Raw genomic sequence first — 22790 nt, forward strand, 5'->3', positions numbered from 1 at the left:
CATCGCTGCTCGAGGTGCGCGCCACCGGCGAGCTAAGGCGCCCGGCTAGCCGGGCTTGCCGTCGAGCCGCGCCCGTGACAGCACCGGCCAATAGCGAATTGCATAGAGCGCAAAAGCCAGCGACCAGCAAGCTCCCGAGCCGATCAACGTGCTCAGATAGGCGTCGGGAACGATCATCGCGCCGAAGACGCGGATCAGCGCAGCGCACAGGACGAGGGCAAAAGCTGCGATCTCGTAGCGGTCGGCAAGCAACGGTCGGCCGGTATGTCCGCGCGCGGTGCGGGTCATCATGCCGATGGTCATGCCGCCGATCGCGCCGATGGTCAAGGCGTGCAGCGCCAGCGTTTCGGCGACCAGGCCGAGCGCGGCCAGAGCACGCAACACGAGGTAGATGACGATCCAGGCGTAGGCGGCATGCAGCACCCATACCAGCGGCGTTTTCAATGTCCGCCACGGCTGCCAGAGGGCGAGTCGGGTGGCGTGCGCCAGCGCGGCGACCAGGGCGATGACCGTGATCACCGCCGCGGGTGCGGGCAGAACATCGGCGGCCAGCAAGAGCAGAACGCTCCCCAGGGCGAGTTTTTCGACGAGCGGATGGCGGGTCGCTTGCGTCCCCGGGATGCCGTTGTTGGTGAACATCGGGATCACGCGCCCACCCATTACGGCGATGATGAACAGGACGACGTCTAGCCCGGCGAGCAAGCTGGCGCGTTCCGGCCAGGCCACGAGACCGAGCCACGAAAGATGCATGGCCAGCACCGCTGCACCGAGCAGGAGCAGCAATGGGACGAAGAAGTAGTTGCGCTGATTGCGGCTCTTCCATAGCGGGATGGCCAGCGCGATCGCCACCGCTATTGGGAAGGCGGCGTTTACGAGCGCTGCCGCGATCGCGTACGGCGTCAGCATCAGCAGCCGTCCGGCGACCCAGAGCAGCGCGAAAGCGAGCAGGGCGCCGCCGCTCGGCGTCGGTTGTCCGGTCCAGTTGCGGCCCGCCGTGAACAGGAAGCCGGCGATCACCGCCAGCGTGTACCCGAAGAGCATCTCGTGACCGTGCCAGGCGGGACGGTGGGCCAAGGCGGCCGGCAGATAGCCCGCGTATTGGGCGACCCAGAGCGGAATCGACAGCGCCGCGAAGACGCTGGCGAGCAGATAAAACGGTCGAAAACCCAGCGCCAGGAGCGCTGATTTCGCAACTGGCGCGCCATTCTGCGGTTGCTGTTCGTCGATGGTGAGCGGTTTGGACATGGCGATATTCATCCTGCTGAAATTGATTTTGGTTGGGGTGCAACGCCGGGGGATGGTCGTGCTGGCAAAGGGCTGGCGCGTGATCGCCGTTGACGGTCGCAGCTTGTCGAGAGTTCGCGCTGCGCCCGCGCGGCCTACTCGTCGCTCGCCGCCAGTTCTTTCTCGAGCTGGCGGTGGACCCGCTGCGGCGAACCGGTGTGCCTCGCCAGCATGTCGTAGGCGACCGGCACGACGAACAGGGTGAACAGCGTTGCCGAGAGAATACCGCAGAGCACCACCGTACCGATCACCGTTCGTGTCTCGGTGCCAGCGCCGGTAGAAAGCAGCAAGGGGATGGCGCCGGCGGCGGTGGTCACGCCGGTCATGATGATCGGCCGCAGGCGTATCTCGGCGGCCTCGACGAGAGCTTCGCGGAAAGGCCTGCCGGCGTCGCGCAGCTGGTTGGCGAATTCGACGATCAGAATGCCATTCTTGGCGGCCAGCCCGACCAGCATGATCAGGCCGATTTGGCTGTAGAGGTTGAGCGTCTGGCCGGAAAGATACAGACCGAGCAGCGCCCCGGCCATCGCCAGCGGCACGGTGAGCATGATCACGAAGGGATGGACCCAGCTCTCGAACTGCGCCGCCAGCACCAGGAAAACGACGGCGACGCCGAGAACGAAGGCGAAGACGATGGCGCCGCCGGTCGACTTGTAGTCCTCCGACTGCCCCTTGTAGTCGATGATTACCTCGCTCGGCAGATATTCCCGGGTCAATTTCTCAAGGCTGCGCAAGGCGTCGCCCAGCGCCACGCCTTCAGCGAGATTGGCCTCGAGGGTAATGGCGCGCACCCGGTTGTAACGGTTGAGCTGGATCGAATCGGCGAACTCTTCGAGCCGCACCAGGTTGGCGAGCGGGATCAGCGCCTGCGTGCGCGCCGAACGCACGTAGATGTTCTCCAGACTGGCGGGGGTGCGCTGCGTGCTGCGCTCGCCTTCGACGATCACGTCGTATTCCTCGCCGGCGTCGATGTAGGTGGTGACGCGGCGCGAGCCGAGCATCGTTTCGAGTGTGCGACCGATGCTGCCGATGCTGACGCCGAGTTCGGCTGCTCGGTCGTAGTCGATGACCACGCGCAATTGCGGCTTGGTTTCCTTGTAGTCCCAGTCGAGCCCGACCAGCCCGGGGTTGTTGGTGTTGATCTTCTCGACCAGCGTGTCGCGCCAGCTCGCCAGTTGTTCATAGGTGCCGCCGCCGATAACGAACTGCACCGGCTTCTGGATGCGCGACCCGAAACCCTGGCGCATCACCGGAAAGGCGCGCACGCCGGGTAAGTCCTTGAGGCGCAGGCGGACGTCTTCCATGATCTCCCACGCTGAGCGACGCTGCGACCAGTCGTTGAGCACGTTGGTGACAATGCCGGTATTGAAGATCTGGAAATTGCCGAAGGCGCGCGGAGCGCGCACCAGCATGCGCGCGATCTCGCCGTTTTCGACGAGCGGCATCAGGCGCTGTTCGATCTCGGTCATGTACGCGGCGATGTAGGGATACGAGCTTCCTTCAGGGCCGCTGACCATGACATAGAAGACGCCACGGTCTTCCCTCGGGGCATATTCGTCGGGAATGTTCTGGTAGAGCCAAAGCGAAGCGCCCAAGAGGCTGGCAAACAGCAGGCCAACCAGCCAGTTGTGCCTGAGCGCCCCCTGCAGAAGCGTGTGATAGCCGCCGCGCACCTTGCCGAACAGCCGATCGACGACACCCGATACGGGCGCGCCGCCGGTGTTCTGCGGCAGGATCTTCGAGGCCAGCATCGGCGACAGCGACAGCGCGACAAAGCTCGAGAAACACACCGCCGCGGCCATGGTCAGCGAGAACTCGGCAAACAGGCGGCCGATGTTGCCCTGCAGGAAGGCAATCGGGACGAACACGGCGACCAGCACGACGGTCGTGGCGATCACCGCGAAAGCCACCTGGCGGGTGCCGCGGTACGCCGCCACCAGCCGTGTTTCGCCGTATTCCTGCATCCGCCGGTGAATGTTCTCAATGACCACGATGGCGTCATCAACGACCAGGCCAATGGCCAGTACCAGCGCCAGCAGGGTCAGAATGTTGAGCGAGAAACCGAGCGCCAGGAGGACCATGAAGCTGGCCACCAGCGACACCGGCACAGTCACCGCCGGCACCAGCATCGCGCGCAGGCTGCCGAGGAACAGCAGGATGACGCCGATGACCATGGCGATGGCGATGAACAGCGTCTTGTAGACCTCGTGGATGGCGCCCTCGACGAAAACCGAGCTGTCATAGCTTTGCTTGATCGCCATACCCGGCGGCAGCGTGCCGTTGATGCGCGCCATTTCCGCCTTCGCCGCCTTGGCCACGGCCAGGGTATTGGCCGTCGACTGCTTGGTGATACCGATGCCGACCATCGGTACGCCGTTACCGCGGAAGAACAGGCGGTCTTCGCTGGTGCCACGAACGACGCGCGCGACATCGGCGAGTCGTACCAGATAACCATCGTCGCCGCGCGCCAGCACCAGTTGGCCGAAGTCCTGCGCGGTCAGGAAGCTGCGCTCGGTGCGGACGGTAAACTGACGGTTCTCGGAGTCGATGCTGCCTGCTGGCAGTTCGATGTTTTCGGCGCGTAGCGCGGCCTCGACGTCGGCGGCGGTGAGCTTGCGCGCCGCCAGTTCTCGCCGGTCGAGCCAGATGCGCATCGCGTATTCCTGGCCACCACCGACGCGCACCCGGGCGACGCCGTCGAGCACCGAAAAGCGATCGGTCAGGTAACGCCTGGCGTAGTCGGTCAGTTCCGGGATGCTCATGCCGTCGCCGGCCAGGTTGAGCCACATGATCACGTCTTCGTTGCTGTCCTGCTTCTGGATGTCCGGCGGCTCGGCCTCGTCGGGCAGCTCATCGACGATCGCCGAGACGCGGTCGCGGATGTCGTTGGCGGCGGCGTCGATGTCGCGACCGACGGCGAATTCCAGGGTGATGCGCGAACGCCCGTCCTCGCTGGTCGAGGCAATGAAGCGGATTCCCTCGATCCCCGAGATGCGCTCCTCGATCAGCTCGGTGATGCGGTTTTCGACGACGTTGGCGGCGGCGCCCGGGTAGCTGGTATCGACGGTGACGATCGGTGGGTCGATGTCGGGGTATTCACGCAGCGGCAGACGATCGAACGCGAGCATGCCGAAGGCGACCAGCAACAAGGACATCACCGAAGCAAAAACCGGCCGCGTGATCGAGACATCGGAGAGCATCATCGGCTACTGCCGCCGCCAGGCAATGAGCGCAGCAATTCGGGCAGGGTACGGCTGCCGTCGTCAATGGCGATGATGTTTACCTTCTGGCCCGCGCGCAATTGCATGTGCCCGTGGGTGATGACCCGCTCATCGGCCGCCAGACCCTCGACCACCTCGACCTGGCCGGGACGACGCCCGCCAATGCGGAGTTCGCGCTGCTCTACCCTGTTGCCGGCGGTCACCACAAGAACAAACTGCTTCTCGGCGATGGGCAACAGCGCCTCTTCCGGGATGAGCAGCGTCAGGCGCGACTCCTGCTGAAGTACGACGTGCATCAACAGGCCTGGCTTGAGCAGGTGTTCCGGGTTCGGCAGCATGGCGCGAACGCGGACCGAACGCGTTACCGGATCGATACGGCTGTTCACGGCCTTCACCGTCCCGGTGAAACGGCGCCCGGCAAAGGCGCGGCTGCTGGCCATCACCTTCAATCCCGGACGCAGCGCGCCGAGGTAAGTCGCGGCGACCGAAAACTCGAGCTTGATGACACTGTCGTCATCGAGCGTGGTGATCAGGTCGCCGGGCTCGACGAGTGCGCCGACGCTCACGTCGCGCAGGCCGACGATGCCGGCAAACGGTGCCTTGATCTGCCGGTCGGCCAGTCGCGACTCGATGGCCGCCAGGCGCGCGCCTGCGGTTTGCCAGTCGCGCTGGCGCTCGTCGAGCAGCGATTGTGCAGCCGTGCCTTTGGCGGCCAGTGACTTGAAGCGCTGATACTGCCGGTTCGCCTCGGTGAGCGTGGCGCGGGCCTCGTCGCGCTGAGCGTGTTCCTCGTGGCTGCTCAGCTCGGCGAGAAGTTGTCCCTTCTTGACGCGGTCGCCATCGTCAAAGTGAATGGCGCTGACGGTTTCCGTGACCGACGCCGTCAAGGCCACCGATTCGTTGGCGGCCACCGTGCCGAGCGCCTCGACGGTATCGGCAAAAGCGACCTGGCGGACGGGGGCGACGATCACCCCGGCCGGCGGCGCGTCGGCCGCGTCGGTTGCGCCGCAGAGCAGGGCGATGCCAGCCAGCAGCAAGCGCAGGTCTGTCGCTGTTCTCATGGGGCTCCTGTCGGTTGGTCAGGTGTTCACGCCGGGCACGGTTGACGTTCCCATAGTAGCAGCCACGTCGACCGACCGCGCCACCCGTGTGCGCTTCGCGGAGCAGACTGCCGCCGCCGAGCGGCGCAGCTGTTGACCTGGCGAGCAGCGCCATGCCGCCCAGTTTTCGTTGTCAGCGACGACGACCCCGCGGCGAACGCAGCGATCGGCGTTCAGCCGGCGCGGCGCCGATGCGATTTCGGCTGTCGTCACTGGGGTTGCAGCGGAAGTGCTCGGGCTTGAGAAAGGTCGCCGCGTCTTCGAACAGATCCAGCATCAACCGCGCCAGCGCCAGCCCGTAGTCGCCTGCGTCCAGAAGCGCTCGAGCGCCAATGCAGTCGTCGACGCGCCGTCGGTCATCGTGCTGCGCGCCGACGGAGGTGCTTTAATGTGAAAGTCGCGTACGCGGCTCACGAAACTCCCGTCTCCCCTTGCGGGAGAAGGGCCAGGGGTGAGGCGGGGAATTCAGGGAGCTTGCTCCCTGCTCGGCGAACGATTCCGGCGTGCAAGCCGGAATGCGCACTGCAAGTGAGAGGGAAACGGTCATGACTTTCACGATCTGGGGTATCTCGACCTGTCATGACCGTTAGCGCGAAAGTTGCGTCCGCGACTCAGCGTGCTCGTTTCTCGCCGTGGCGGGAGAAACAAGCACGCAGGCGGCGAGTCGTGGATGTCGTTAGCGAATGAAGCGGTGCAGCGGGATGACGATCAGGCTGCTGGGAAGGGCGCCGATGTAGGCCGAAAGCTCCGTGATGTCCTGCGCCGAGAGGCCTTCCGCCTGGCCGTTCATCAGCGCGTTCTTGCGGGCCCCCGACTTGTAATCGGTCAGTGCGCGCGCCAGATAGTCTGGATACTGGCCGGCGAGGCGCGGGATGTCTGCCGAGATCGGCGTATTGAAATCGGCGCCATGGCAGGCCGCACAGACCTCGGCTTTTTGTGCCGCTGCGCCGGCACCGGCGTGGGCCGACGCGCTGACGACTGCCAACAGAGCGATGAGTAAGCTCGCTTTCATGGTCGATCCCTTATTTCTGCATACTGGAATAAAAGGCCGCGACGTCGGCCATGTCCTGCTCCGACAGCCCCTGCGCGATGGCGCTCATCGTCGGATGGCTGCGGGCCCCCGACTTGTACTCTTGCAAGGCATTGACGAGGTACGCCGCTTGCTGTCCGCCGAGCTTCGGCACGCGATAGACGTGCGGAGAAGTGGTCCGGTAACCCGGAACGCCGTGACAGCCTTCGCACATCGACGTCTTGCCCTTGGCCGCCTCGGCGTTGCCGGTCGGCGTCTGTGCGAACGCGGCGGCAGCCAGCGCCAACGCCATTAAACCCAGAATCGTTTTCATCGTTCTCACTCTCAAAAAGGGCGGTCTGAAAGCTCGGCCCGCGAGGCATTCAAGGATTGAAAAACAAGGGCAGCAGTATATGGGCCTCCATCAAGTGGCGTCAATCTCGCATTTTTCCCACGGAAGCCTTTGAAAAGCCACCGCTATCCGCGCTTCGCTTGACGCTTTCGGCGATTTGTCAGGCCGCGGCGACGGGCGGACGGGTCATCGGGCGAGCGGGGGCGCGCGTTAGCCAAGGGTATCGACAACCCTGGGCTCAACATGAAACGCTTCCTGCTCTTCGCTGCCGCGCTACTGGCCATCACCGCACCAGCGCTTGCGGCCGACCTTGGCGTCTCGGTGACTGTTGGCCAACCCGGCTTCTATGGCCGTGTTGACATCGGCGGCTACCCGCCGCCACGACTTGTCTATCCGCAGCCGATCTTCGTCGAACGCGTTCCGCCAGGCCGGCCGCCGGTGTATCTGCAGGTAGCCCCCGGCCACGCCAGGCACTGGGCCAGGCACTGCCACTCGTACCGGGCTTGTGGAGAACGCGTCTATTTCGTTAACACCAGCTGGTATCAGCGCGACGCCGCCGCGCCGCCGCCGCGAGCGCCTCACTATCGTCGCTATGGCCACCGTGACGGGCAGCGGAATTATCGTGCGGACCCCAGGCACGACCGGCGCGGCTACAATGGCGACCGTGGTCACGATCGCTGAAGCCTCGATCTGAGCGGTCGCCCGGCACTTCGGGGCGCCGCCGCTGCCAAGCTAGGTCGCCAGCGATTGCCGACCGCCCGTCCGACCGTACCCGACCAGCGAGCCATGATCGAATCCATCCTGCTTACCGCGACGCGCATCTCGACCTTCCATCAGCGGCAGCCACTGACCAACGCCAGCGGCTTTTTCTTCAAACGCGATGAAAAGCTGTTTCTGGTCACCAGCCGGCACGTTCTCTTCGACGAGCCCAGTCGGCATTTTCCCGACCGCATCGAGATCGAGTTGCACGTCAATCCGGAAAACATCGCCGAATCGACCGGGTTTTCGATCCCTCTGTACGACCACAACCGTCGCCAGGTCTGGCGCCAGGGTCTTGATGCAGCAGGCGAGATCGACGTCGCGGTGATCGAAATCGACCGTGCGGCACTGCCCCTGACACTCGTCTACCGGGCCTTCACGCCGACCCATCTGCCGGGCCGGTTTGACCAGGTGGACGTCGGCAGTTCACTGCTGGTGGTCGGCTTCCCCATGGGATTCCACGACAACCTCCACCACATGCCGGTCGTCCGGCAGGCGATCATTGCGTCATCCTTCGGGCTTCGTTTTGAAGGTGAGGGGTATTTCCTCACCGATGCACGTACGCACCGGGGAACCAGCGGTGCGCCGGTGGTCATGCGCGTTGCCGCCGCGGACCCGGCGCGCGACGATCTGCCATGGCTACTGCTCGGGGTGCACTCGGCCAGGCTCGACGTCGGCGCCCGCGACCCCGATCAGGACGAGGCGCTGGGCCTGAACTGCGCCTGGTACGCCGACATCCTGCTGACGCTGACCGACCGCTGAGCGGGGTCGCTCTGCCGCTGCCCGGCTGGCGCAGGTCAGCGGCGCTCGCCGGCGGCTACTTTACCGGCACCGGCGTCTCGGCGAGTTTCTGCTCGATCCTGGCCAGCGGTACGGCGCCGGGAATCCGCTCGCCGTCGCCAAAGAAGATCGTCGGGGTGCCGCTGATCGCCAGCTTGCGCCCGAGTTCGACGCTCTTCTTCACCGCCGTGGTATCGCAATCGCCCTTGCCGGCCGGTGCCTTGCCGTCGACCATCCACTCGTTCCAGGCCTTGGCCTTGTCAGCGGCACACCAGATCTGATTCGATTTCTCGAGGGAATCCGGCGAGAGAATCGGATAGAGGAAGGTGTAGATCGTCACGTTATCCAGCTTGCTCATTTCCTTCGCCAGCTTCTTGCAATAGCCGCAGTTCGGATCCTCGAAGGTCGCGAAAACACGCTTGCCGTCGCCGCGCACCTGCTTGACGGCGAGAGCCAGCGGCAAGTCGGAGAATTTTATCGCTGTCAGCTTCTGCATCCGCTCGGACGTCACGTTTTTCATCGTTTTGCCGTCGATCAGCGAGCCGACCAGCAGCGCCGAGACCTTTTCGTCGGTGTACACGATCTGGCCGTCGGCGTAGACCTCGTAGAGCCCGAGATAGGGCGTCTTGGTGACGCTGGTGACCGGTGCTCCGAGCTTGCCTTCAAGCGCTTTCTTCACGCTGGCCTCGTCGGCGAGAGTCGGCTGGCTGAAGGCGAGGGCGAGAGCAATTGGCACGAGGGTCTTGTACATCTGGTTTCTCCGGGTTAGGAATTCTGGCGCTTCAAGAGGCGCCAATGGCGTAGCGGACGAGCAGGTTCTTTACGACTGGCAAAGCATTCGTGAGGTTCATTCCCAGCTTGCGGAAGGGCCGAAGGCCCGGGAAACTGTGTCGGAACAGTTCATGCAGCGCGTGCGTGGTGGTTTGCATCAGGAGCGTTTCTTCCCGGCGTTCGCGCTGGTAGCGCGCCAGCAGACGCTCGTTACCAATGTCCTGCCAATCGGCGGTCGCGGCGAGCAGACGAGCGAGCACCCTGGCGTCCTGGTAACCGAGGTTGATGCCATGACCGGAAAGCGGGTGGATGCCGTGCGCCGCGTCACCGATCAGCGCCAGGCGGTGGGCGATGACCCGCGGCACCTGCATCAGTCGCAAGGGAAACGCTGCCGCCGGGGTAAGCAAGCGGAAGGCGCCCAACTGGTGATCGCCGGCCGCGGCGACGCAGGCGCACAGCTCTTCGCCGGACATCGCCAGCAGCTTCCTGGCGTTTTCGTCAGGCGTGGACCAGACGATCGAGACGCGATTGCCGGCCATCGGTAGCCACGCCAGAACGCCGTCGTCGCGAAACCACTGCCGCGCAATACCCCGGTGCGGGTACTCACACTCGAGGTTGGCGACCAGGCCCATTTCGCCGTACGGTGTGTTGGTTGCAGACATGCCAAGCGTTTCGCGAACCCATGAGTCACGCCCGTCAGCGCCGACCAGCAAGCGCGCCGACACCGCTTTACCGTCGGTCAGGGTAAGGACCGCCGCCGACGCGCCGATCTCCAGGGCTTTTGGCGCCGCTGGACAAAGCACCGTCAACTGGCTTTGCCGCTTGACGTTTTCCCACAACTCGCAGGCCATCGACGATGACTCGACGATCCAGCCCAGTTCCGGAAGCCCCGCCTCATAGGCCGAGAAATCGAGTCGAGCAGCGCCGTCAGCGAAAATCTGCATGGCGTGAATCGGCGCGATACGCTCTGCCGGCATGTGTTTCCAGGCGCCTATCGCCTGCAGGAAGGCGGCGTTGGCCGGCGAGACCGCATAGACGCGGGCGTCCCAACCCAAGGGGCGATGCGGCGCCCGCTGTTCGACGAGTGCGACCCGCAGGCGAGCGTCGCGCAGCGCGCAAGCCAGCGAGAGGCCCGCCAGCCCTCCCCCTACAATAAGAACGTCAAAGTCTGTCGCTTGCATGCCGTGGGGCTCAAAGAGTGGTCTGCGTGCAACGCACGAGCCGGATTTACAAACACCGCCAGGAGTGCTAGAAGCTCACTCCCATGAACCCGTCTGCCAAGCTCGCTGCGCACGCCTACTTTCCGGCAATTGTTTGTGCCGAACATGATTCACCGATCGACGCGCTGGTCGGCTTGTGCGTGCCGCGTGACGAGGCGATGAATCTGGTCACCGCCTCCTGGACGGACGGCGCCGCGAACTGCCTCATGGCCATTGTTGCTGGTGGTCGGACGGTCGTCGTTTTGCGTACCCCGGAAAGGCGCTGGGCCGCCTGCAACGCGTTTTGCGCGGACCTCCACGCGACGCCGCAGGAAGCGTATCGGCGCTTGCTGCAACTGCTCAAGCGGCACCGGCAGGGCTATGTCGCTTGCCTGCCAGCCGGGAGCCAGGACCAGTGTTCAGATCGGCACAATGCCTGGTCTGAAAACCTGGCCGATGGCGGCGCGGTGCAAGCCGCTGGCTGATGTCGCACGCGTCACTGGCGCCGGCCACCGGCAGCAGTGGCGGCAATGAAACGCCGGCCCCGGTGCTGCGGGCCGGCGGTGAGTAGCGACCGGCAAAGCGCTTCGCTCAGCCTTTCAGACAAGTGCTCATGAAGGCCTTCCGCTCGTCGCCCTTGAGCTCCTTGCTAGCGGCCTCGGTGTTGCACGAGGTCATCTTGTCCTGCTGAGTCGCTTTCGCCGGCGCCGCCTTGAGGCAATTGCTCATGAACTGTTTGCGCTCGTTGCCCAGCAAGGCTTTTTCCTTGGCCGTGGCATTGCAGGACTTCATCTTTTCCTGCTGTGCCTTCTGAGCTTCCGAGGGTTCCTTTTTTGCGTCGGCAGCAAAGGCGCCACCAGTAGCGAAGACAAGAGCGGCAAGCGCGAGCATGGCTTTCATCGGGAATCCTCCTAGGGTTGAGAAAGTCCCGTGATTAAGCCATTGCTACAGCTCCTCGTCAAGCAGCGCCTGCTGCTGGCGGTCGATGAAGTCGCCCATGCTGTCGATGCCGCGCAATTGAAGGATACAGTTGCGCACGGCCGCTTCGAGTAGCACGGCAATGTTTCGGCCGGCAGCAACCGGGATGACAACCTTGCGGACAGGTAATCCCAGGATATCCTGAGACTGCGCGTCGAGCGGCAGACGCGGACCATCGGCGCCAGTCAGTGGCCGTTGCAGATGGACGATCAGCTTGAGCTTGATCTTCCTGCGTGAGGCGGTCTCTCCGAAGATCGTGCGGATGTTGAGCAAGCCCAGACCACGCACTTCCAGATAGTCGCGCAACATGCTCGGACAGCGCCCTTCGATAGTCGTAGGGGCGATCGACGAGAGCTCGACGACGTCATCGGCAACCAGGCCATGACCACGCGAAATCAGCTCCAGCGCCAGTTCGCTCTTGCCGACACCGGAATCGCCGGTGATCAGAACGCCCATCCCGAACACATCCATCAACACCCCGTGCATCGACGTTGAACCAGCCAGCCGGCGCGAAAGATAAATGCGCAGCAGGTCGATGACTGCCGAACAGGGCTTCGAGCTGACAAACACCGGCGTCTGTGTGGACTCGCAGGCATCGCGAATCTCGGGAAGAATTTCAAGACCGTCGGCAAGGATAAGTGCGGGCGGCCTGGCGCCGATCAGTTCGCGCAACTGCTGCCGCAAACGTTCACTGGTAACGCGTAGCGCCCAGGCTTGCTCGGCCCTGCCGATCACCTGCAGGCGTTCGGGGTGGATCAGGTTGAGGTGCCCGACCACATCGGCGCCGTAGTTGCTCTGTTCCTTGAGTTCGATATGACGATCGACACCGACGGCGACGACCCACGCAAGCTTAAGTTTGTCACGGTGGTCCTCATACAACTGGACGACACTAAACTGACGCGGGGCGTTCATTTTCCGTCGGCAAAAATCTGGCGAATACCGCTGGCGTCAATGGCAGAGGACAGCGCTTCGCGGCACGTGCGGTCGGAAAAGTGCTGGGCCAGTTCAGAGAGGATTTCCAGATGCTGCTCGGTGGCTACCTCGGGGACCAGGAGGATGAACAACAGTGACACCGGCTTGCCGTCCGGGGAGTCAAAGGCTACCGGAGTAGCCAGTCGCAGGAAGGCGCCGGTGGCGTCCTTCAGCCCCTTGATTCGGCCGTGCGGGATGGCGACACCTTGACCAAGGCCGGTCGAACCCAGTTTTTCGCGCGCAAACAAACTGTCAAAGACGGTGCTGCGGGCGATACCAAGATAATTTTCGAACAGGAGCCCCACGTGTTCAAAAACGCGTTTTTTGCTGCTCGCGTCAAGATCAAGAATGATGTTTTCGAGGGGGAGTAACTGGGTAATCTGGCTCATGCGACAAAAACCCGAAAAAGGCTGACATGGTTGAGTTCAAACAAGGAAGCGCACGGATCGCAGGCCAAGTGCAGCCCTCGATCCGTGCGCAGAGTGTACAACGATCACTCAACGACTATGTGATCGACAATTTTGCTCCCGCGATGGTGGTCCTGCAACTTCTGCTTGTACTTCTGTACCTGACGCTCGAGTTTGTCAACAAGAGCATCGACGGCCGCATAGAGGTCCTCGTCGGTGGTTTCCACGTAAACATCCTTGCCGGCGAGGTGGACGGTCACTTCAGCCTTCTGCTTCAGCTTTTCCACCGACAGGATCACGTTCACGTCGATCACGTTATCGAAATGACGAGTGATCCGCTCGAGCTTTCCGGTTACGTAATCGCGCAGTGCCGGGGTAATCTCGAGGTGGTGTCCACTGACTTGCAGGTTCATGATGTGGCTCCTTCTTTTAGATGGACTTGCGTAAGCTGACCGGCGGGATACTGAGCGCTTCACGGTATTTCGCAATCGTTCGCCGTGCAACGACAATGCCCTGCTGACCAAGAACTTCGGATATCTGGCTATCCGAAAGTGGCTTCTTCGGTTCTTCGGCGCCGATCATTTGCTTGATCAGCGCACGAATGGCCGTTGCCGAATAAGCCCCGCCAGCTTCGGTGCCGACGTGGCTGCCAAAAAAATACTTCAGTTCAAAGATCCCGCGTGGCGTCGCCATGTACTTTTGCGTCGTCACCCTCGAGATGGTCGACTCGTGCAGCCCCAGGACGTCGGCGACTTCACGCAAGACGAGAGGCCGCATCGCGACTTCACCATGATCGAAGAACTGACGCTGACGTTCAACGATAGCCTGCGCCACACGCAGGATCGTGTCAAACCGTTGTTGCACGTTCCTGATCAACCAGCGCGCTTCCTGCAGGTGGACCGCCAGCCCCGAGCCACGCTGTCGGGAAAGTATCTGGGCATAAAGACTGTTGATTCGCAGACGAGGGAAAGCGTCAGAATTGACGCTCACCGACCACTGTTCGCGCAGCTTGCGCACCAGCACATCGGGGGTGACGTAACGCGTATCGGAAGAGGCGTACTGCGCGCCAGGCCGCGGGTTGAGGCTACAGATCATCGCATGCGCCGCGCGCAGCGCGTCGTCGTCACAGCCGGTGTTTTTTTTCAGTTTGACGAAATCGTGGCTGGCCAGCAGTTCCAGGTAACTACCGACGATTTCCAGCGCCAGCGCACGCGTCCGATCAACCGGTAGGGCTTGCAGTTGCAGTCGCAGGCATTCCTGTGCGCTACGTGCGCCGACACCGATCGGGTCGAAATGCTGCAAGTGATTGAGCGCAATCTGCAGTTCTTCGAGCTCGATAGTCAGTTCTGCCGGCATCGTTTCCGCGAGATCGTCGAGAGACTGGGTCAGGTAGCCGTCATCGTCCAGCGCATCGACCAGGCAGCGCACGAGAGCGCGGTCACGATCCGGGATGCTCATCAAGCCAAGCTGCCATAGCAGGTGTTCGCGCAAGGACACCGTTGCTGCCTGGACGTCCTGATAGTCGCTATCCTCGTCGTCGAAGGAAGCCGACGAGTTGCTGAAGTGGTTGCCGTCTTCGCTCGGCCAGCCCTCCTCATCGGAAAACGACTGCTCGGTGTGTTCGCTGCGCTCGTCTGCCGCTGGTGGGCTACTGACCTCGTCAAGGCTGCCGCCCTTGGACGCTGCCTCGGGCTGCGCGTAGGTCTCTTCGCGTTCGAGCAGCGGGTTCTCCCGCAAGTACTTCTCCAGCTCGTGTTCAAGGTCGAGCGTCGACAGCTGCAGCAGTTTGATCGACAGCGCAAGCTGTGGGGTCAGGGCGAGATGCTGGGTGAGCTTGAGCTGGAGGGACGGATTCATTTACGGAACCGGGCAAGCCGCCTCATTGGAATGCGGAAATTGCCCATATGGTTCTCGAATTGCGGCTGTAGGGCCATTGGCTTCAGAGGCGGAAATTCTCACCCAGATAGACTTTCCGAACGTTTTCATTATAAATGATTTCGTCGGGCCGACCAGCGGCAAGCACGCTGCCCTCGTTGATGATGTAGGCGTGGTCGCAAATGCCGAGCGTTTCGCGAACGTTGTGGTCGGTGATCAGCACGCCGATGCCGCGCTCTTTGAGGAAACGGATGATCTTCTGGATGTCGAGGACGGCGATCGGGTCGACGCCAGCGAAGGGCTCGTCGAGCAGAATGAAGCGCGGTCCGGTAGCCAAGGCCCTGGCGATCTCGACTCGCCGACGTTCGCCGCCGGAAAGCGAAGTTGCGGGGCTGTGGCGAAGGTGGCTGATGTGCAACTCATCGAGCAGGTCTTCTGCACGCGCTTCAATTTCGTCAGCCGACAGCTGCTGCAGTTCGAGCACGGCCTTGATGTTTTCGCTGACCGTCAGCTTACGAAAAACAGAAGCTTCCTGCGGCAGATACGAGACGCCCAGGCGGGCGCGCTTGTGCATCGGCAGATGCGTGAGCTTGGTTTCATCAAGCGATACGTCACCGCCATCACAAGCGACCAGACCGACGACCATGTAAAAACACGTGGTCTTGCCGGCACCATTGGGGCCAAGCAGGCCAACGACCTCGCCGCTGACTACTTCGAAGGAAACGTCATGCACCACGGTACGCGACTTGTAGCTCTTCTTGAGGCTGCGGGTAGACAATTTGCTCTGCGTATCTGACATTTTTCAATCATCTTCAAGATTGCCGCGTAGGACACGTCGGATGGTATCACTGGAGAACCCCCTGCCCGCGAGAAAGCGCATCTGGCGAATTCGCTTGGTGGCATCGTCGGCGACGGTTCGTTGACGACCAAACTTCCGTTGCCAGACACGACGCGCCCGTGTCAGTTCGTCTTCGCCAGCGGCCAGCGCCGCTCTAACCAGGTCGTCGGCAACGCCCTTTGAGCGGAGTTCGTAAGCTAAACGCGCGTCGCCCACGCGCGCGCCGCGCAAATTCACGCGTGCTCCTGCATAACGCTCGTCGGACAGCAGACCACTGGCCGCAAGCGCATCGAGCAAGGCGTCAAGTGGCGCCGCGGATCCGGCGGCGTGGGGCGCCAGCCTGGCCGCCAGCTCGAGCCGCGCGTAGTCGCGGCGGGCCAACAGGCGCAAGGCCCGCTCGCGCAGCGGGTCGTTCATTGCCGGAAGCGCTAGGCAGCGGTCGCTTTCGGGGTCTGCGACGGAACGTTAACCGCGGCACGGATCTTGTCTTCGATCTCCTGGGCGATTTGTGGCTTGCTTTTGAGATACTCGCGTGCGTTGTCCTTGCCCTGGCCGATTTTCTCGCCGTTGTACGCGTACCACGAACCCGATTTGTCGATCAGCTTGTGCAACACCCCGAGTTCGATGATCTCGCCTTCGCGCGACGTTCCTTCGCCGTAGAGGATATCGAATATCGCTTCGCGGAACGGTGGTGCAACCTTGTTCTTGACGACCTTGACCCTGGTTTCATTACCGACCACCTCGTCACCCTTCTTGATCGAACCAATGCGGCGAATGTCGAGGCGGACCGAAGCGTAGAACTTGAGCGCATTGCCGCCGGTGGTCGTTTCGGGACTGCCGAACATGACGCCGATCTTCATGCGGATCTGGTTGATGAAGATAACCAGGGTATTGGTACGGTTGATGTTGGCGGTCAGCTTGCGCAGCGCCTGGCTCATCAGGCGGGCTTGCAGGCCGGGCAGCGAGTCGCCCATCTCGCCTTCGATCTCGGCCTTCGGTACCAGCGCTGCAACCGAATCGATGACCACCACGTCGACACTCGCCGAGCGCACCAGCATGTCGGTGATTTCCAGCGCCTGTTCGCCGGTATCGGGCTGCGAGATCAGCAGCTCGTCGAGGTTGACGCCAAGCTTCTGCGCATAGCCCGGGTCGAGCGCATGCTCGGCGTCGATGAAGGCGGCCGTGCCGCCGAGTTTCTGCATTTCGGCGATGACCTGCAGGGTCAAGGTCGTCTTGCCCGAGGACTCCGGACCGTAGACCTCGACCACTCGCCCGCGTGGCAGGCCGCCGATTCCCAGCGCGATATCCAGGCCCAGGGAGCCGGTGGAAACAACTGGAACGTCGGTCACCACGCTGCCTTCGCCCATTTTCATGATCGAGCCCTTGCCGAACTGCTTTTCGATCTGGGCCAACGCTGCAGCCAGCGCCTTCGTCTTGTTGTCGTCCATTGCCAGTCCTTATTCTTGATTGAGCGGAATTATCCCATGTTCGACGGCACTGAACACGCCAGCATCAGCACCACCAAGACCTGTGATTATATACAGTCTCAACGAAATAGACAGGCTTGGGATTCGGCTGCGGCTCAGCGCGTCCGCGCCAGGCTGCTTTCCAGGACGTCGGTCAGGAACAACAGCTCGCGGACCGTCGCCATCGCAAAGCCGCCGCGCTGTCCATTACGGTTGTCACGCAAGAGCCTGTTGAGATAGGCGAGGCAGCCGGGCGAGCCCCAGGCACGTGAAATCTCGGTCGCGATGTGCGGCAGCTGCCCGATCATCGGCAGCCGCGGCAGCAGTTCCTCAATCGCCGCAGCGCTCTCCTCGCTTGCCGAGACGGCTGGCGCGCCGGCCTCGCTGGCTAGCTCCCACGCCGCCGTCGCGACGTTGAAGTGGCGTCGAAGCTGCTCGCTCTTGTCTTCGAAGGCGTCACGCTGGCCGTTCTGACGGTAAATCTCAAGTAATTTCAACCACGGCGTTAGTGCTGCGCCGGGCTGGTTTTCGACAAACTCCTCGAGAGCTTGCTCGGCACCCTTGATGCGACCGAAGGCGAGCATGACTTCGGCCAGTTCGAGCACCACAGCGACCTCGCTCTGCTCGCCCTGCGGCGGTGCGTCTGGTGTCGCACGGAAGGTCGAGAATCTATCGGCGGCTTTTTCGCGGTCGGGAAGCTGAGTCGGATCATCGGCACTGCCAAATGGCAACAACTCCCATCCGCTGTCCTCGTTGGCGTCGATCAATGGCTCGGCGCAGACCGGAAGTTCCGCCTGGCGAGACGACATTTCAGCCTGCCGACGAATCAGTCCGATCAAGCCGGCGATCAGAGCGAACAGTGCGCCCAGCTCGATCCACCAGTCGCTTTCTTCGGCCGCCGGCGCCGCCGGCCCGATCCGGCGCTCTTCCGGCAACTCGACGAGCCGCTTCTCGAGCGGGTCTGGGTGCTCGCCACCCGATGCGCGCGGCTCGTCAACGAGCGAAACAATGGCGGCGTCGTTGACGCCAACGGCTCGGCTTTGCGGCGCCAACAGCAAGAGGGCCGGCAGCAGCAAGACAACAAGCCAGCGAGAAGGGATGTTGGCGATTGGCGAGGGCATGACCGGACTAAAAGTCGGATATAAGGCAGTTATTCTAGTCGATGGCGATGCCGATTGCGCCAGATTGCGCGCCTGAATTCCCGAATTTGACGACAGCGAAAACGCCCCAGGAGCCGCTCCCGGCGGCTATCAGCAGAGATCGTGGCCAGCGCGCCGCAGCACGCCTTGCAGCGCATGCGCGACCGATTGCGCACGCACCGCCTCGCGGTCACCCGGAAAGCGTCGGCTAGCGGTGGCCAGATAGCCGTCCGGGCCGGCCCAGGCGAAGCAGACGGTCCCCACCGGCCGCTCCGGCGAGCCGCCGCCTGGGCCAGCAACGCCGGTGATCGCCAAGGCCCAGGTGGCACGACTGCGGCGCAGCGCGCCAAGCGCCATGGCGCCAGCAGTGGCTTCGGATACCGCCCCCTGCGCCGCCAGCGTGTCGCCGCCGACCCCGAGAATTTCGATTTTTGCTTCGTTCGAATAGGTGATGAAGCCGCGGTCGAACCAGCTGGAACTGCCGGCCACCGCGGTAAGACACTGCCCGACCCAACCGCCGGTGCACGATTCGGCGGTCACCAGACGCTCGCCACTACGCAGCAGCAGCGCGCCGACTTCGGCGGCAAGGGCTTCGAGCGAACGTTGATCGCAGGCGCTCATGGCAGTACGAAGCGCAGGATCGCCAGGACCAGCAGCGTGTAGCCGGCGGCGACCAGGTCGTCGGTCATCACCCCGAAACCGTTTTTCACCTGCTCGTCGAAGTAGCGCGCCGGCTGCGGCTTGCTGATGTCGAAAAAGCGGAACAGACAGAAGGCGGCGGTCTGCCATAGCCAGTGCGTGGGACAGAACAGCAGCACCAGCCAGAACGGAACGATCTCGTCCCAGACGATGCTGCCGTGATCGACGACGCCCAGATCGACGCCCGTCTTATGCACCGCGACAATGCCGCCAATGAAGCTGACAACGAGAAAACCGAGCAATTCGAAGTCGCTCATCGACGAGCGCAGCGGCCCGAACGTGGCCCACGCAAAGAGCGTGCCGAAGGTCCCCGGCGCCCACGGCGACAAACCGCTGCCAAAGCCGCAGGCGACCAGATGCGCGGGATGGGCGAGAAGGAATCGCAGCGAAGGAGTGCTAGCCAAAGTGATCGAAGCCTTTGCCGTCCATCGGCAGTCGCTGGCCGTCGCCGTCGAGTAGCGTCAGGCGATCAAGCGCCGCGTCGACGACCCGGCCGAAGCGCCAAAGCGGCAGATCGAGCTCGGCGGCGAGCGCGGCGAGCTCGCTTCGTTTCGCCGGCGGCGCCGAAAAGACCAGCTCGTAGTCGTCGCCGCCGGCCAGCTGGCATTGCCGGGCGAGCAGCGGGTCGGCGCCGGCCGGCAGGCATGGCAGCTGCGCGACAAACACCTCGGCGGCGACAGCCGAGCGTTCGAGGATGTGTTCAAGGTCGGCGAGCAGGCCATCCGAGACGTCGATCGCGGCGTGCGCCAGGCGACGCCGGCGCAGCTCGAGCCCCAATTCCAGACGTGGCCGCGGGCAGTGCAGGGCGGCCAGACAGCGCTGGCCAAGCACCTCGGGGAGGCTGGTCTTGCCCTGCAGTTGCGCCAGACCCAGCGCCGCCAGACCGGGTTGTCCCGACACCCAGAGATCGTCACCCGGTACGGCACGGTCGCGACGGAGAGCGCTGCCTGCGGGTAGTTCACCGAGCACCGTGAAACAGAGATTGAGCGGCCCGCGTGTGAGATCGCCGCCGACCAGATCGACGCCGTAGCGAGTCGCGCAGCGAAAGAGCCCGCTCGAGAACGATTCCAGCCACGCCGCGCGGGCTTCCGGCAAGCTGCCGGCCAGCAAGGCCCAGCGCGGCGTGGCACCCATCGCCGCCAGGTCGGAGAGGTTGACCGCCAGCGCCTTCCAGCCGAGCTGACAGGGATCGGTGCCGGCCAGAAAGTGAGTGCCTTCGACCAGCATATCGGTACTGATCGCCAGTTCGGTTGCCGCCGTCGGGGCGAGCAGCGCGCAATCGTCACCCGGGCCGAGGACGGCTTGTGGCGTCGGCCTGCAGAAATAGCGCCGGATCAGGTCAAACTCGCTGCTCACCACCGCTGCCGTCTCGCTGGCCTGCAGCAATTCGCCGCCCGCCGCCGCTCAGCGTGCTTTGGCGCGAGCGGCACGCTTGGCCTCGACCTCGGCCGGCCGCAGGCTGGCGGCAAGTTTGTCGAGAACGCCGTTGACGTACTTGTGGCCGTCGGTGCCGCCGTAACCCTTGGCCAGCTCGATCGACTCGTTGATGATCACCCGGTACGGCGTCTGCGGATAATTGCGCAACTCGAAAGCGCCGGCCAGCAGGACGCTGGCCTCGATCGGCGACAGCTCGCCGAAGGGGCGGTCGAGATACGCTTGCAGCTGCCCCTGCAATTCCTCGCGTTGGGCCAGAACGCCGCGCAGCAACTTGACGAAGAACTCACTGTCGGCCTTGTCGAAGTCGTCGATGTCGCCGAGATGGGCTTCGATCGCCGCTTCGTCGTTACCGCTCAAGCGCCACTGGTAGAGCCCTTGCAGGGCGAATTCGCGGGCCCGGCGACGCGGTGAGCGGCCAGCGCCCGGCTTGCCGCCGGCGGCCGGTGTCCGAGAGTTTTCGGCCATCACGATTGCTCCCCGAGCGCCTGCAGCAGATTGGCCATTTCGACTGCCACGCGCGCGCAATCGGTGCCCTTCTGATGCATGCGAACCAGCGCCTGGTCGTCGTCCTCGCAGGTCAGAATACCGTTGGCAACGGGTACGCCGGTCGCCAGCTGGACGTCCATCAGCGCCCGACACGAGTCGTTGGCGACGACCTCGAAGTGATAGGTTTCGCCGCGGATGACCGCGCCGAGCGCGATCAGCGCGTCAAAACGGCCGCTGCGCGCCATCGTCTGCAAGGTCAGGGGGATTTCCAGAGCGCCAGGGACGGTGGCCAGGCTGACGCTGCTGTCGTCCACGCCGAGCCGTTTGAGCTCGTTGGTACAGGCGCTGAGCAGTCCTTCTCCGATATTCTCGCTGAAACGGCTCATCACCACGCCGATCAGCAGCCCCGCACCGCGCAGCGATGCCTCGTACTCGCAGGCGTTTCCGGAGCGCGCCGCGGGAGCGGTGCGGACAGAGGGTTCACTCGCTTTCTGGGTAGTCATCAAAGCCTTTCAATATCGGTCAAGTTGGCTACGTAGCCCGTCACTTCGAGATCGAAGCCGGTCATGCTCGGCATCCGACGCGGACTCGACAGCAGTTTCATCTTGCCGACGCCGAGATCGCGCAGGATTTGCGCGCCAATACCGTAGATGCGCGGATCCCAGCGCGCCGCCGGACGCTTGGCGGCGACCGGCTCACGCAGCATCGCCAGAATGTCCTGGCCACTTTCGGGACGGTGCAACAAGACGATCACGCCGGCTTCGGCGGCCGCCAGTGCGGCCTGCGCCACGTCCAGCGAAAACGTATGCCGACCACCGCCTGGATCGAGGAAATCGACTACCGACAAGGGCTCGTGCACGCGCACCAGCGTCTCGCGCTCGGGGTGGATGTTGCCCTTGGTCAGGACCAGATGCACTTCGTTGGACGTACAGTCGGTATAAGCGTGCAGCGTGAACTCGCCGTGTGCCGACTGTACGGTTTTCGACAAGGTGCGCTCGACCAAGGTCTCGTGCTGGCTGCGGTAATGAATGAGGTCGGCGATGGTGCCGATCTTCAGGCCATGCTGCTGCGCAAAAGCGACCAGATCGGGCAGGCGAGCCATGCTGCCATCGTCATTGAGGATCTCGCAGATCACCGCCGCCGGTTCAAGGCCGGCCAGCAGCGCCAGATCGCAGCCCGCTTCGGTATGCCCGGCACGCACCAGCACGCCGCCGGCGCGCGCCATGATCGGAAAAACGTGACCAGGCTGCACGATGTCCTCGGGTCGTGCGTTTCGGGCTACCGCCGCCTTGATCGTTAGCGCGCGGTCCTGCGCCGAAATGCCCGTCGTAACGCCCTCGGCCGCTTCGATGGAGACCGTGAACGCCGTGCTGTACGGACTCTTGTTGTCGCGCGCCATCTGCGTCAGACCGAGTTGCCGACAGCGCGCCTCGGTCAGTGTCAGGCAGATCAGGCCGCGGCCAAAACGGGCCATGAAATTGATCGCCTCGGCGTTGACGTGCTCGGCGGCGAGGATCAGATCGCCCTCGTTCTCGCGGTCTTCCTCGTCGACCAGGACAACCATCCGTCCGGCACGCATTTCGACGATGACTTCCTCGATCGGTGCGACATCGGCTGATGTGCGTTGTGGTGCCATACAATACGTCCTCCGCGCGAGTGGGCTCGCGCCAGTTGCCGGCGGCGCCTGCGAAACGCGGCGACCGAACGTCGCTCGGGTCAGCAAGCATCGCTCCCGAGCCCGGCATTCTCGCAGTTTCCGGGCCCGACCGCTACGCAACAGCAAGGAAAGCGAACGGCGCGCAAGGTCAATCATGCCTGGCGATCGCCGATCGCCTGCCGGCATGAATTCGCCGCCGAGGCGACGCGGCAGGCCTGGGCCAGCGCGGCATGCGCACCGTTCTTTGGCCGTCGCCACGGTCGATCGTCGGTGAATCGATCTTCCAAGCGGACAATTATTCGTTTTATCATGCTCGACACCGATGAAATAGCGCTGTCGGCCGATAATTTGCACAGTCATC

The 22790-nt window shown here is 63.4% G+C and carries 26 protein-coding genes; 3 read left to right on the top strand and 23 right to left on the bottom strand.

Features of this window, described 5'->3' with window-relative positions:
- Positions 1-45 precede the first annotated feature (45 nt).
- The 6 genes from QZ656_RS12575 to QZ656_RS12600 form a co-directional block, all read right to left on the bottom strand.
- A complete protein-coding gene (locus QZ656_RS12575; RefSeq protein WP_291993707.1) occupies positions 46-1245 on the bottom strand; it encodes an NnrS family protein in 1200 nt (399 codons plus the stop codon).
- 134 nt (positions 1246-1379) lie between these two features.
- Positions 1380-4487 carry an efflux RND transporter permease subunit gene (locus QZ656_RS12580; protein ID WP_291993708.1) on the bottom strand — a complete coding sequence of 1036 codons (3108 nt, stop codon included), beginning with the start codon at positions 4485-4487 and terminating at the stop codon, positions 1380-1382.
- A complete protein-coding gene (locus tag QZ656_RS12585) occupies positions 4484-5566 on the bottom strand; it encodes an efflux RND transporter periplasmic adaptor subunit (protein WP_291993709.1) in 1083 nt (360 codons plus the stop codon). Before QZ656_RS12585 ends, QZ656_RS12580 begins: the two co-directional genes overlap by 4 nt.
- 172 nt (positions 5567-5738) lie before the next feature.
- Positions 5739-5882 (bottom strand): hypothetical protein, encoded by a 144-nt coding sequence (locus tag QZ656_RS12590; protein ID WP_291993710.1) that lies wholly within the window; start codon positions 5880-5882, stop codon positions 5739-5741.
- A gap of 399 nt (positions 5883-6281) precedes the next feature.
- Complete coding sequence (locus tag QZ656_RS12595; protein WP_291993711.1) at positions 6282-6617, bottom strand: cytochrome c; 336 nt, start codon at positions 6615-6617, stop codon at positions 6282-6284.
- Between the two features lie 10 nt (positions 6618-6627).
- Positions 6628-6948: a cytochrome c gene (locus tag QZ656_RS12600; RefSeq protein ID WP_291993712.1), complete on the bottom strand. Its 321-nt coding sequence runs from the start codon at positions 6946-6948 to the stop codon at positions 6628-6630.
- A gap of 261 nt (positions 6949-7209) precedes the next feature.
- On the opposite strand from QZ656_RS12600, the gene QZ656_RS12605 reads away from it, so the two are divergent.
- Positions 7210-7647 carry a hypothetical protein gene (locus QZ656_RS12605; RefSeq protein ID WP_291993713.1) on the top strand — a complete coding sequence of 146 codons (438 nt, stop codon included), beginning with the start codon at positions 7210-7212 and terminating at the stop codon, positions 7645-7647.
- 105 nt (positions 7648-7752) lie between these two features.
- A complete protein-coding gene (locus tag QZ656_RS12610; RefSeq protein WP_291993714.1) occupies positions 7753-8487 on the top strand; it encodes a serine protease in 735 nt (244 codons plus the stop codon).
- A 55-nt stretch (positions 8488-8542) separates the two neighbouring features.
- Here the strand turns inward: QZ656_RS12610 and QZ656_RS12615 are convergent, their stop codons facing one another.
- Both QZ656_RS12615 and QZ656_RS12620 read right to left on the bottom strand, forming a co-directional pair.
- Positions 8543-9256 (bottom strand): DsbC family protein, encoded by a 714-nt coding sequence (locus QZ656_RS12615; RefSeq protein WP_291993715.1) that lies wholly within the window; start codon positions 9254-9256, stop codon positions 8543-8545.
- 31 nt (positions 9257-9287) lie between these two features.
- Complete coding sequence (locus QZ656_RS12620; protein WP_291993716.1) at positions 9288-10457, bottom strand: UbiH/UbiF family hydroxylase; 1170 nt, start codon at positions 10455-10457, stop codon at positions 9288-9290.
- An 83-nt stretch (positions 10458-10540) separates the two neighbouring features.
- Between QZ656_RS12620 and QZ656_RS12625 the strand changes: the two genes are divergently transcribed.
- The gene (locus QZ656_RS12625; protein ID WP_291993717.1) at positions 10541-10960 is read left to right on the top strand and encodes a hypothetical protein; all 420 of its coding nucleotides are present in this window, start codon (positions 10541-10543) and stop codon (positions 10958-10960) included.
- 106 nt (positions 10961-11066) lie between these two features.
- Here the strand turns inward: QZ656_RS12625 and QZ656_RS12630 are convergent, their stop codons facing one another.
- From QZ656_RS12630 to ribBA, 15 genes are all read right to left on the bottom strand, one after another.
- Positions 11067-11375 (bottom strand): PsiF family protein, encoded by a 309-nt coding sequence (locus tag QZ656_RS12630; RefSeq protein ID WP_291993718.1) that lies wholly within the window; start codon positions 11373-11375, stop codon positions 11067-11069.
- Between the two features lie 45 nt (positions 11376-11420).
- Entirely contained in the window at positions 11421-12365 is a 945-nt protein-coding gene (gene hprK / locus QZ656_RS12635; RefSeq protein ID WP_291993719.1) for an HPr(Ser) kinase/phosphatase, read from the bottom strand.
- Complete coding sequence (gene ptsN, locus QZ656_RS12640; protein WP_291993720.1) at positions 12362-12814, bottom strand: PTS IIA-like nitrogen regulatory protein PtsN; 453 nt, start codon at positions 12812-12814, stop codon at positions 12362-12364. The genes hprK and ptsN overlap by 4 nt, the downstream gene beginning before the upstream one ends.
- A 104-nt stretch (positions 12815-12918) precedes the next feature.
- On the bottom strand, positions 12919-13245 hold the full coding sequence (gene raiA, locus QZ656_RS12645) for a ribosome-associated translation inhibitor RaiA (RefSeq protein WP_291993721.1): 327 nt from the start codon (positions 13243-13245) through the stop codon (positions 12919-12921).
- A gap of 16 nt (positions 13246-13261) precedes the next feature.
- Positions 13262-14689 (bottom strand): RNA polymerase factor sigma-54, encoded by a 1428-nt coding sequence (locus QZ656_RS12650; RefSeq protein ID WP_291993722.1) that lies wholly within the window; start codon positions 14687-14689, stop codon positions 13262-13264.
- Between the two features lie 82 nt (positions 14690-14771).
- Complete coding sequence (lptB, locus tag QZ656_RS12655) at positions 14772-15506, bottom strand: LPS export ABC transporter ATP-binding protein (RefSeq protein ID WP_291993723.1); 735 nt, start codon at positions 15504-15506, stop codon at positions 14772-14774.
- A gap of 3 nt (positions 15507-15509) precedes the next feature.
- A complete protein-coding gene (locus QZ656_RS12660) occupies positions 15510-15962 on the bottom strand; it encodes a regulatory protein RecX (protein ID WP_291993724.1) in 453 nt (150 codons plus the stop codon).
- Between the two features lie 11 nt (positions 15963-15973).
- A complete protein-coding gene (gene recA / locus QZ656_RS12665; protein ID WP_291993725.1) occupies positions 15974-16993 on the bottom strand; it encodes a recombinase RecA in 1020 nt (339 codons plus the stop codon).
- A gap of 134 nt (positions 16994-17127) precedes the next feature.
- Positions 17128-18132: a hypothetical protein gene (locus QZ656_RS12670; RefSeq protein WP_291993726.1), complete on the bottom strand. Its 1005-nt coding sequence runs from the start codon at positions 18130-18132 to the stop codon at positions 17128-17130.
- Positions 18133-18261: 129 nt separating this feature from the next.
- On the bottom strand, positions 18262-18771 hold the full coding sequence (locus QZ656_RS12675; RefSeq protein ID WP_291993727.1) for a CinA family protein: 510 nt from the start codon (positions 18769-18771) through the stop codon (positions 18262-18264).
- Entirely contained in the window at positions 18768-19259 is a 492-nt protein-coding gene (locus QZ656_RS12680) for a phosphatidylglycerophosphatase A (protein WP_291993848.1), read from the bottom strand. Before QZ656_RS12680 ends, QZ656_RS12675 begins: the two co-directional genes overlap by 4 nt.
- Positions 19246-20235 (bottom strand): thiamine-phosphate kinase, encoded by a 990-nt coding sequence (gene thiL, locus QZ656_RS12685; protein WP_366522155.1) that lies wholly within the window; start codon positions 20233-20235, stop codon positions 19246-19248. The genes QZ656_RS12680 and thiL overlap by 14 nt, the downstream gene beginning before the upstream one ends.
- Positions 20236-20253: 18 nt before the next feature.
- Entirely contained in the window at positions 20254-20751 is a 498-nt protein-coding gene (nusB, locus tag QZ656_RS12690) for a transcription antitermination factor NusB (RefSeq protein WP_291993728.1), read from the bottom strand.
- Positions 20751-21275: a 6,7-dimethyl-8-ribityllumazine synthase gene (gene ribH, locus QZ656_RS12695; protein ID WP_291993729.1), complete on the bottom strand. Its 525-nt coding sequence runs from the start codon at positions 21273-21275 to the stop codon at positions 20751-20753. The genes nusB and ribH overlap by 1 nt, the downstream gene beginning before the upstream one ends.
- Entirely contained in the window at positions 21275-22408 is a 1134-nt protein-coding gene (ribBA, locus tag QZ656_RS12700) for a bifunctional 3,4-dihydroxy-2-butanone-4-phosphate synthase/GTP cyclohydrolase II (protein ID WP_291993730.1), read from the bottom strand. Before ribBA ends, ribH begins: the two co-directional genes overlap by 1 nt.
- Positions 22409-22790: the final 382 nt, after the last annotated feature.

The organism is Candidatus Accumulibacter sp. ACC003 (genome assembly GCF_907163085.1).
Lineage (GTDB): Bacteria > Pseudomonadota > Gammaproteobacteria > Burkholderiales > Rhodocyclaceae > Accumulibacter.

What these genes read in the sequence shown, in the direction of transcription:
- QZ656_RS12575 (WP_291993707.1), bottom strand. Translation starts at nt 1,245, where the DNA reads ATGTCCAAACCGCTCACCATCGACGAACAGCAACCGCAGAATGGCGCG.
- QZ656_RS12580 (WP_291993708.1), bottom strand. Translation starts at nt 4,487, where the DNA reads ATGATGCTCTCCGATGTCTCGATCACGCGGCCGGTTTTTGCTTCGGTG.
- QZ656_RS12585 (WP_291993709.1), bottom strand. Translation starts at nt 5,566, where the DNA reads ATGAGAACAGCGACAGACCTGCGCTTGCTGCTGGCTGGCATCGCCCTG.
- QZ656_RS12590 (WP_291993710.1), bottom strand. Translation starts at nt 5,882, where the DNA reads ATGCTGGATCTGTTCGAAGACGCGGCGACCTTTCTCAAGCCCGAGCAC.
- QZ656_RS12595 (WP_291993711.1), bottom strand. Translation starts at nt 6,617, where the DNA reads ATGAAAGCGAGCTTACTCATCGCTCTGTTGGCAGTCGTCAGCGCGTCG.
- QZ656_RS12600 (WP_291993712.1), bottom strand. Translation starts at nt 6,948, where the DNA reads ATGAAAACGATTCTGGGTTTAATGGCGTTGGCGCTGGCTGCCGCCGCG.
- QZ656_RS12605 (WP_291993713.1), top strand. Translation starts at nt 7,210, where the DNA reads ATGAAACGCTTCCTGCTCTTCGCTGCCGCGCTACTGGCCATCACCGCA.
- QZ656_RS12610 (WP_291993714.1), top strand. Translation starts at nt 7,753, where the DNA reads ATGATCGAATCCATCCTGCTTACCGCGACGCGCATCTCGACCTTCCAT.
- QZ656_RS12615 (WP_291993715.1), bottom strand. Translation starts at nt 9,256, where the DNA reads ATGTACAAGACCCTCGTGCCAATTGCTCTCGCCCTCGCCTTCAGCCAG.
- QZ656_RS12620 (WP_291993716.1), bottom strand. Translation starts at nt 10,457, where the DNA reads ATGCAAGCGACAGACTTTGACGTTCTTATTGTAGGGGGAGGGCTGGCG.
- QZ656_RS12625 (WP_291993717.1), top strand. Translation starts at nt 10,541, where the DNA reads ATGAACCCGTCTGCCAAGCTCGCTGCGCACGCCTACTTTCCGGCAATT.
- QZ656_RS12630 (WP_291993718.1), bottom strand. Translation starts at nt 11,375, where the DNA reads ATGAAAGCCATGCTCGCGCTTGCCGCTCTTGTCTTCGCTACTGGTGGC.
- hprK (WP_291993719.1), bottom strand. Translation starts at nt 12,365, where the DNA reads ATGAACGCCCCGCGTCAGTTTAGTGTCGTCCAGTTGTATGAGGACCAC.
- ptsN (WP_291993720.1), bottom strand. Translation starts at nt 12,814, where the DNA reads ATGAGCCAGATTACCCAGTTACTCCCCCTCGAAAACATCATTCTTGAT.
- raiA (WP_291993721.1), bottom strand. Translation starts at nt 13,245, where the DNA reads ATGAACCTGCAAGTCAGTGGACACCACCTCGAGATTACCCCGGCACTG.
- QZ656_RS12650 (WP_291993722.1), bottom strand. Translation starts at nt 14,689, where the DNA reads ATGAATCCGTCCCTCCAGCTCAAGCTCACCCAGCATCTCGCCCTGACC.
- lptB (WP_291993723.1), bottom strand. Translation starts at nt 15,506, where the DNA reads ATGTCAGATACGCAGAGCAAATTGTCTACCCGCAGCCTCAAGAAGAGC.
- QZ656_RS12660 (WP_291993724.1), bottom strand. Translation starts at nt 15,962, where the DNA reads ATGAACGACCCGCTGCGCGAGCGGGCCTTGCGCCTGTTGGCCCGCCGC.
- recA (WP_291993725.1), bottom strand. Translation starts at nt 16,993, where the DNA reads ATGGACGACAACAAGACGAAGGCGCTGGCTGCAGCGTTGGCCCAGATC.
- QZ656_RS12670 (WP_291993726.1), bottom strand. Translation starts at nt 18,132, where the DNA reads ATGCCCTCGCCAATCGCCAACATCCCTTCTCGCTGGCTTGTTGTCTTG.
- QZ656_RS12675 (WP_291993727.1), bottom strand. Translation starts at nt 18,771, where the DNA reads ATGAGCGCCTGCGATCAACGTTCGCTCGAAGCCCTTGCCGCCGAAGTC.
- nusB (WP_291993728.1), bottom strand. Translation starts at nt 20,751, where the DNA reads ATGGCCGAAAACTCTCGGACACCGGCCGCCGGCGGCAAGCCGGGCGCT.
- ribH (WP_291993729.1), bottom strand. Translation starts at nt 21,275, where the DNA reads ATGACTACCCAGAAAGCGAGTGAACCCTCTGTCCGCACCGCTCCCGCG.
- ribBA (WP_291993730.1), bottom strand. Translation starts at nt 22,408, where the DNA reads ATGGCACCACAACGCACATCAGCCGATGTCGCACCGATCGAGGAAGTC.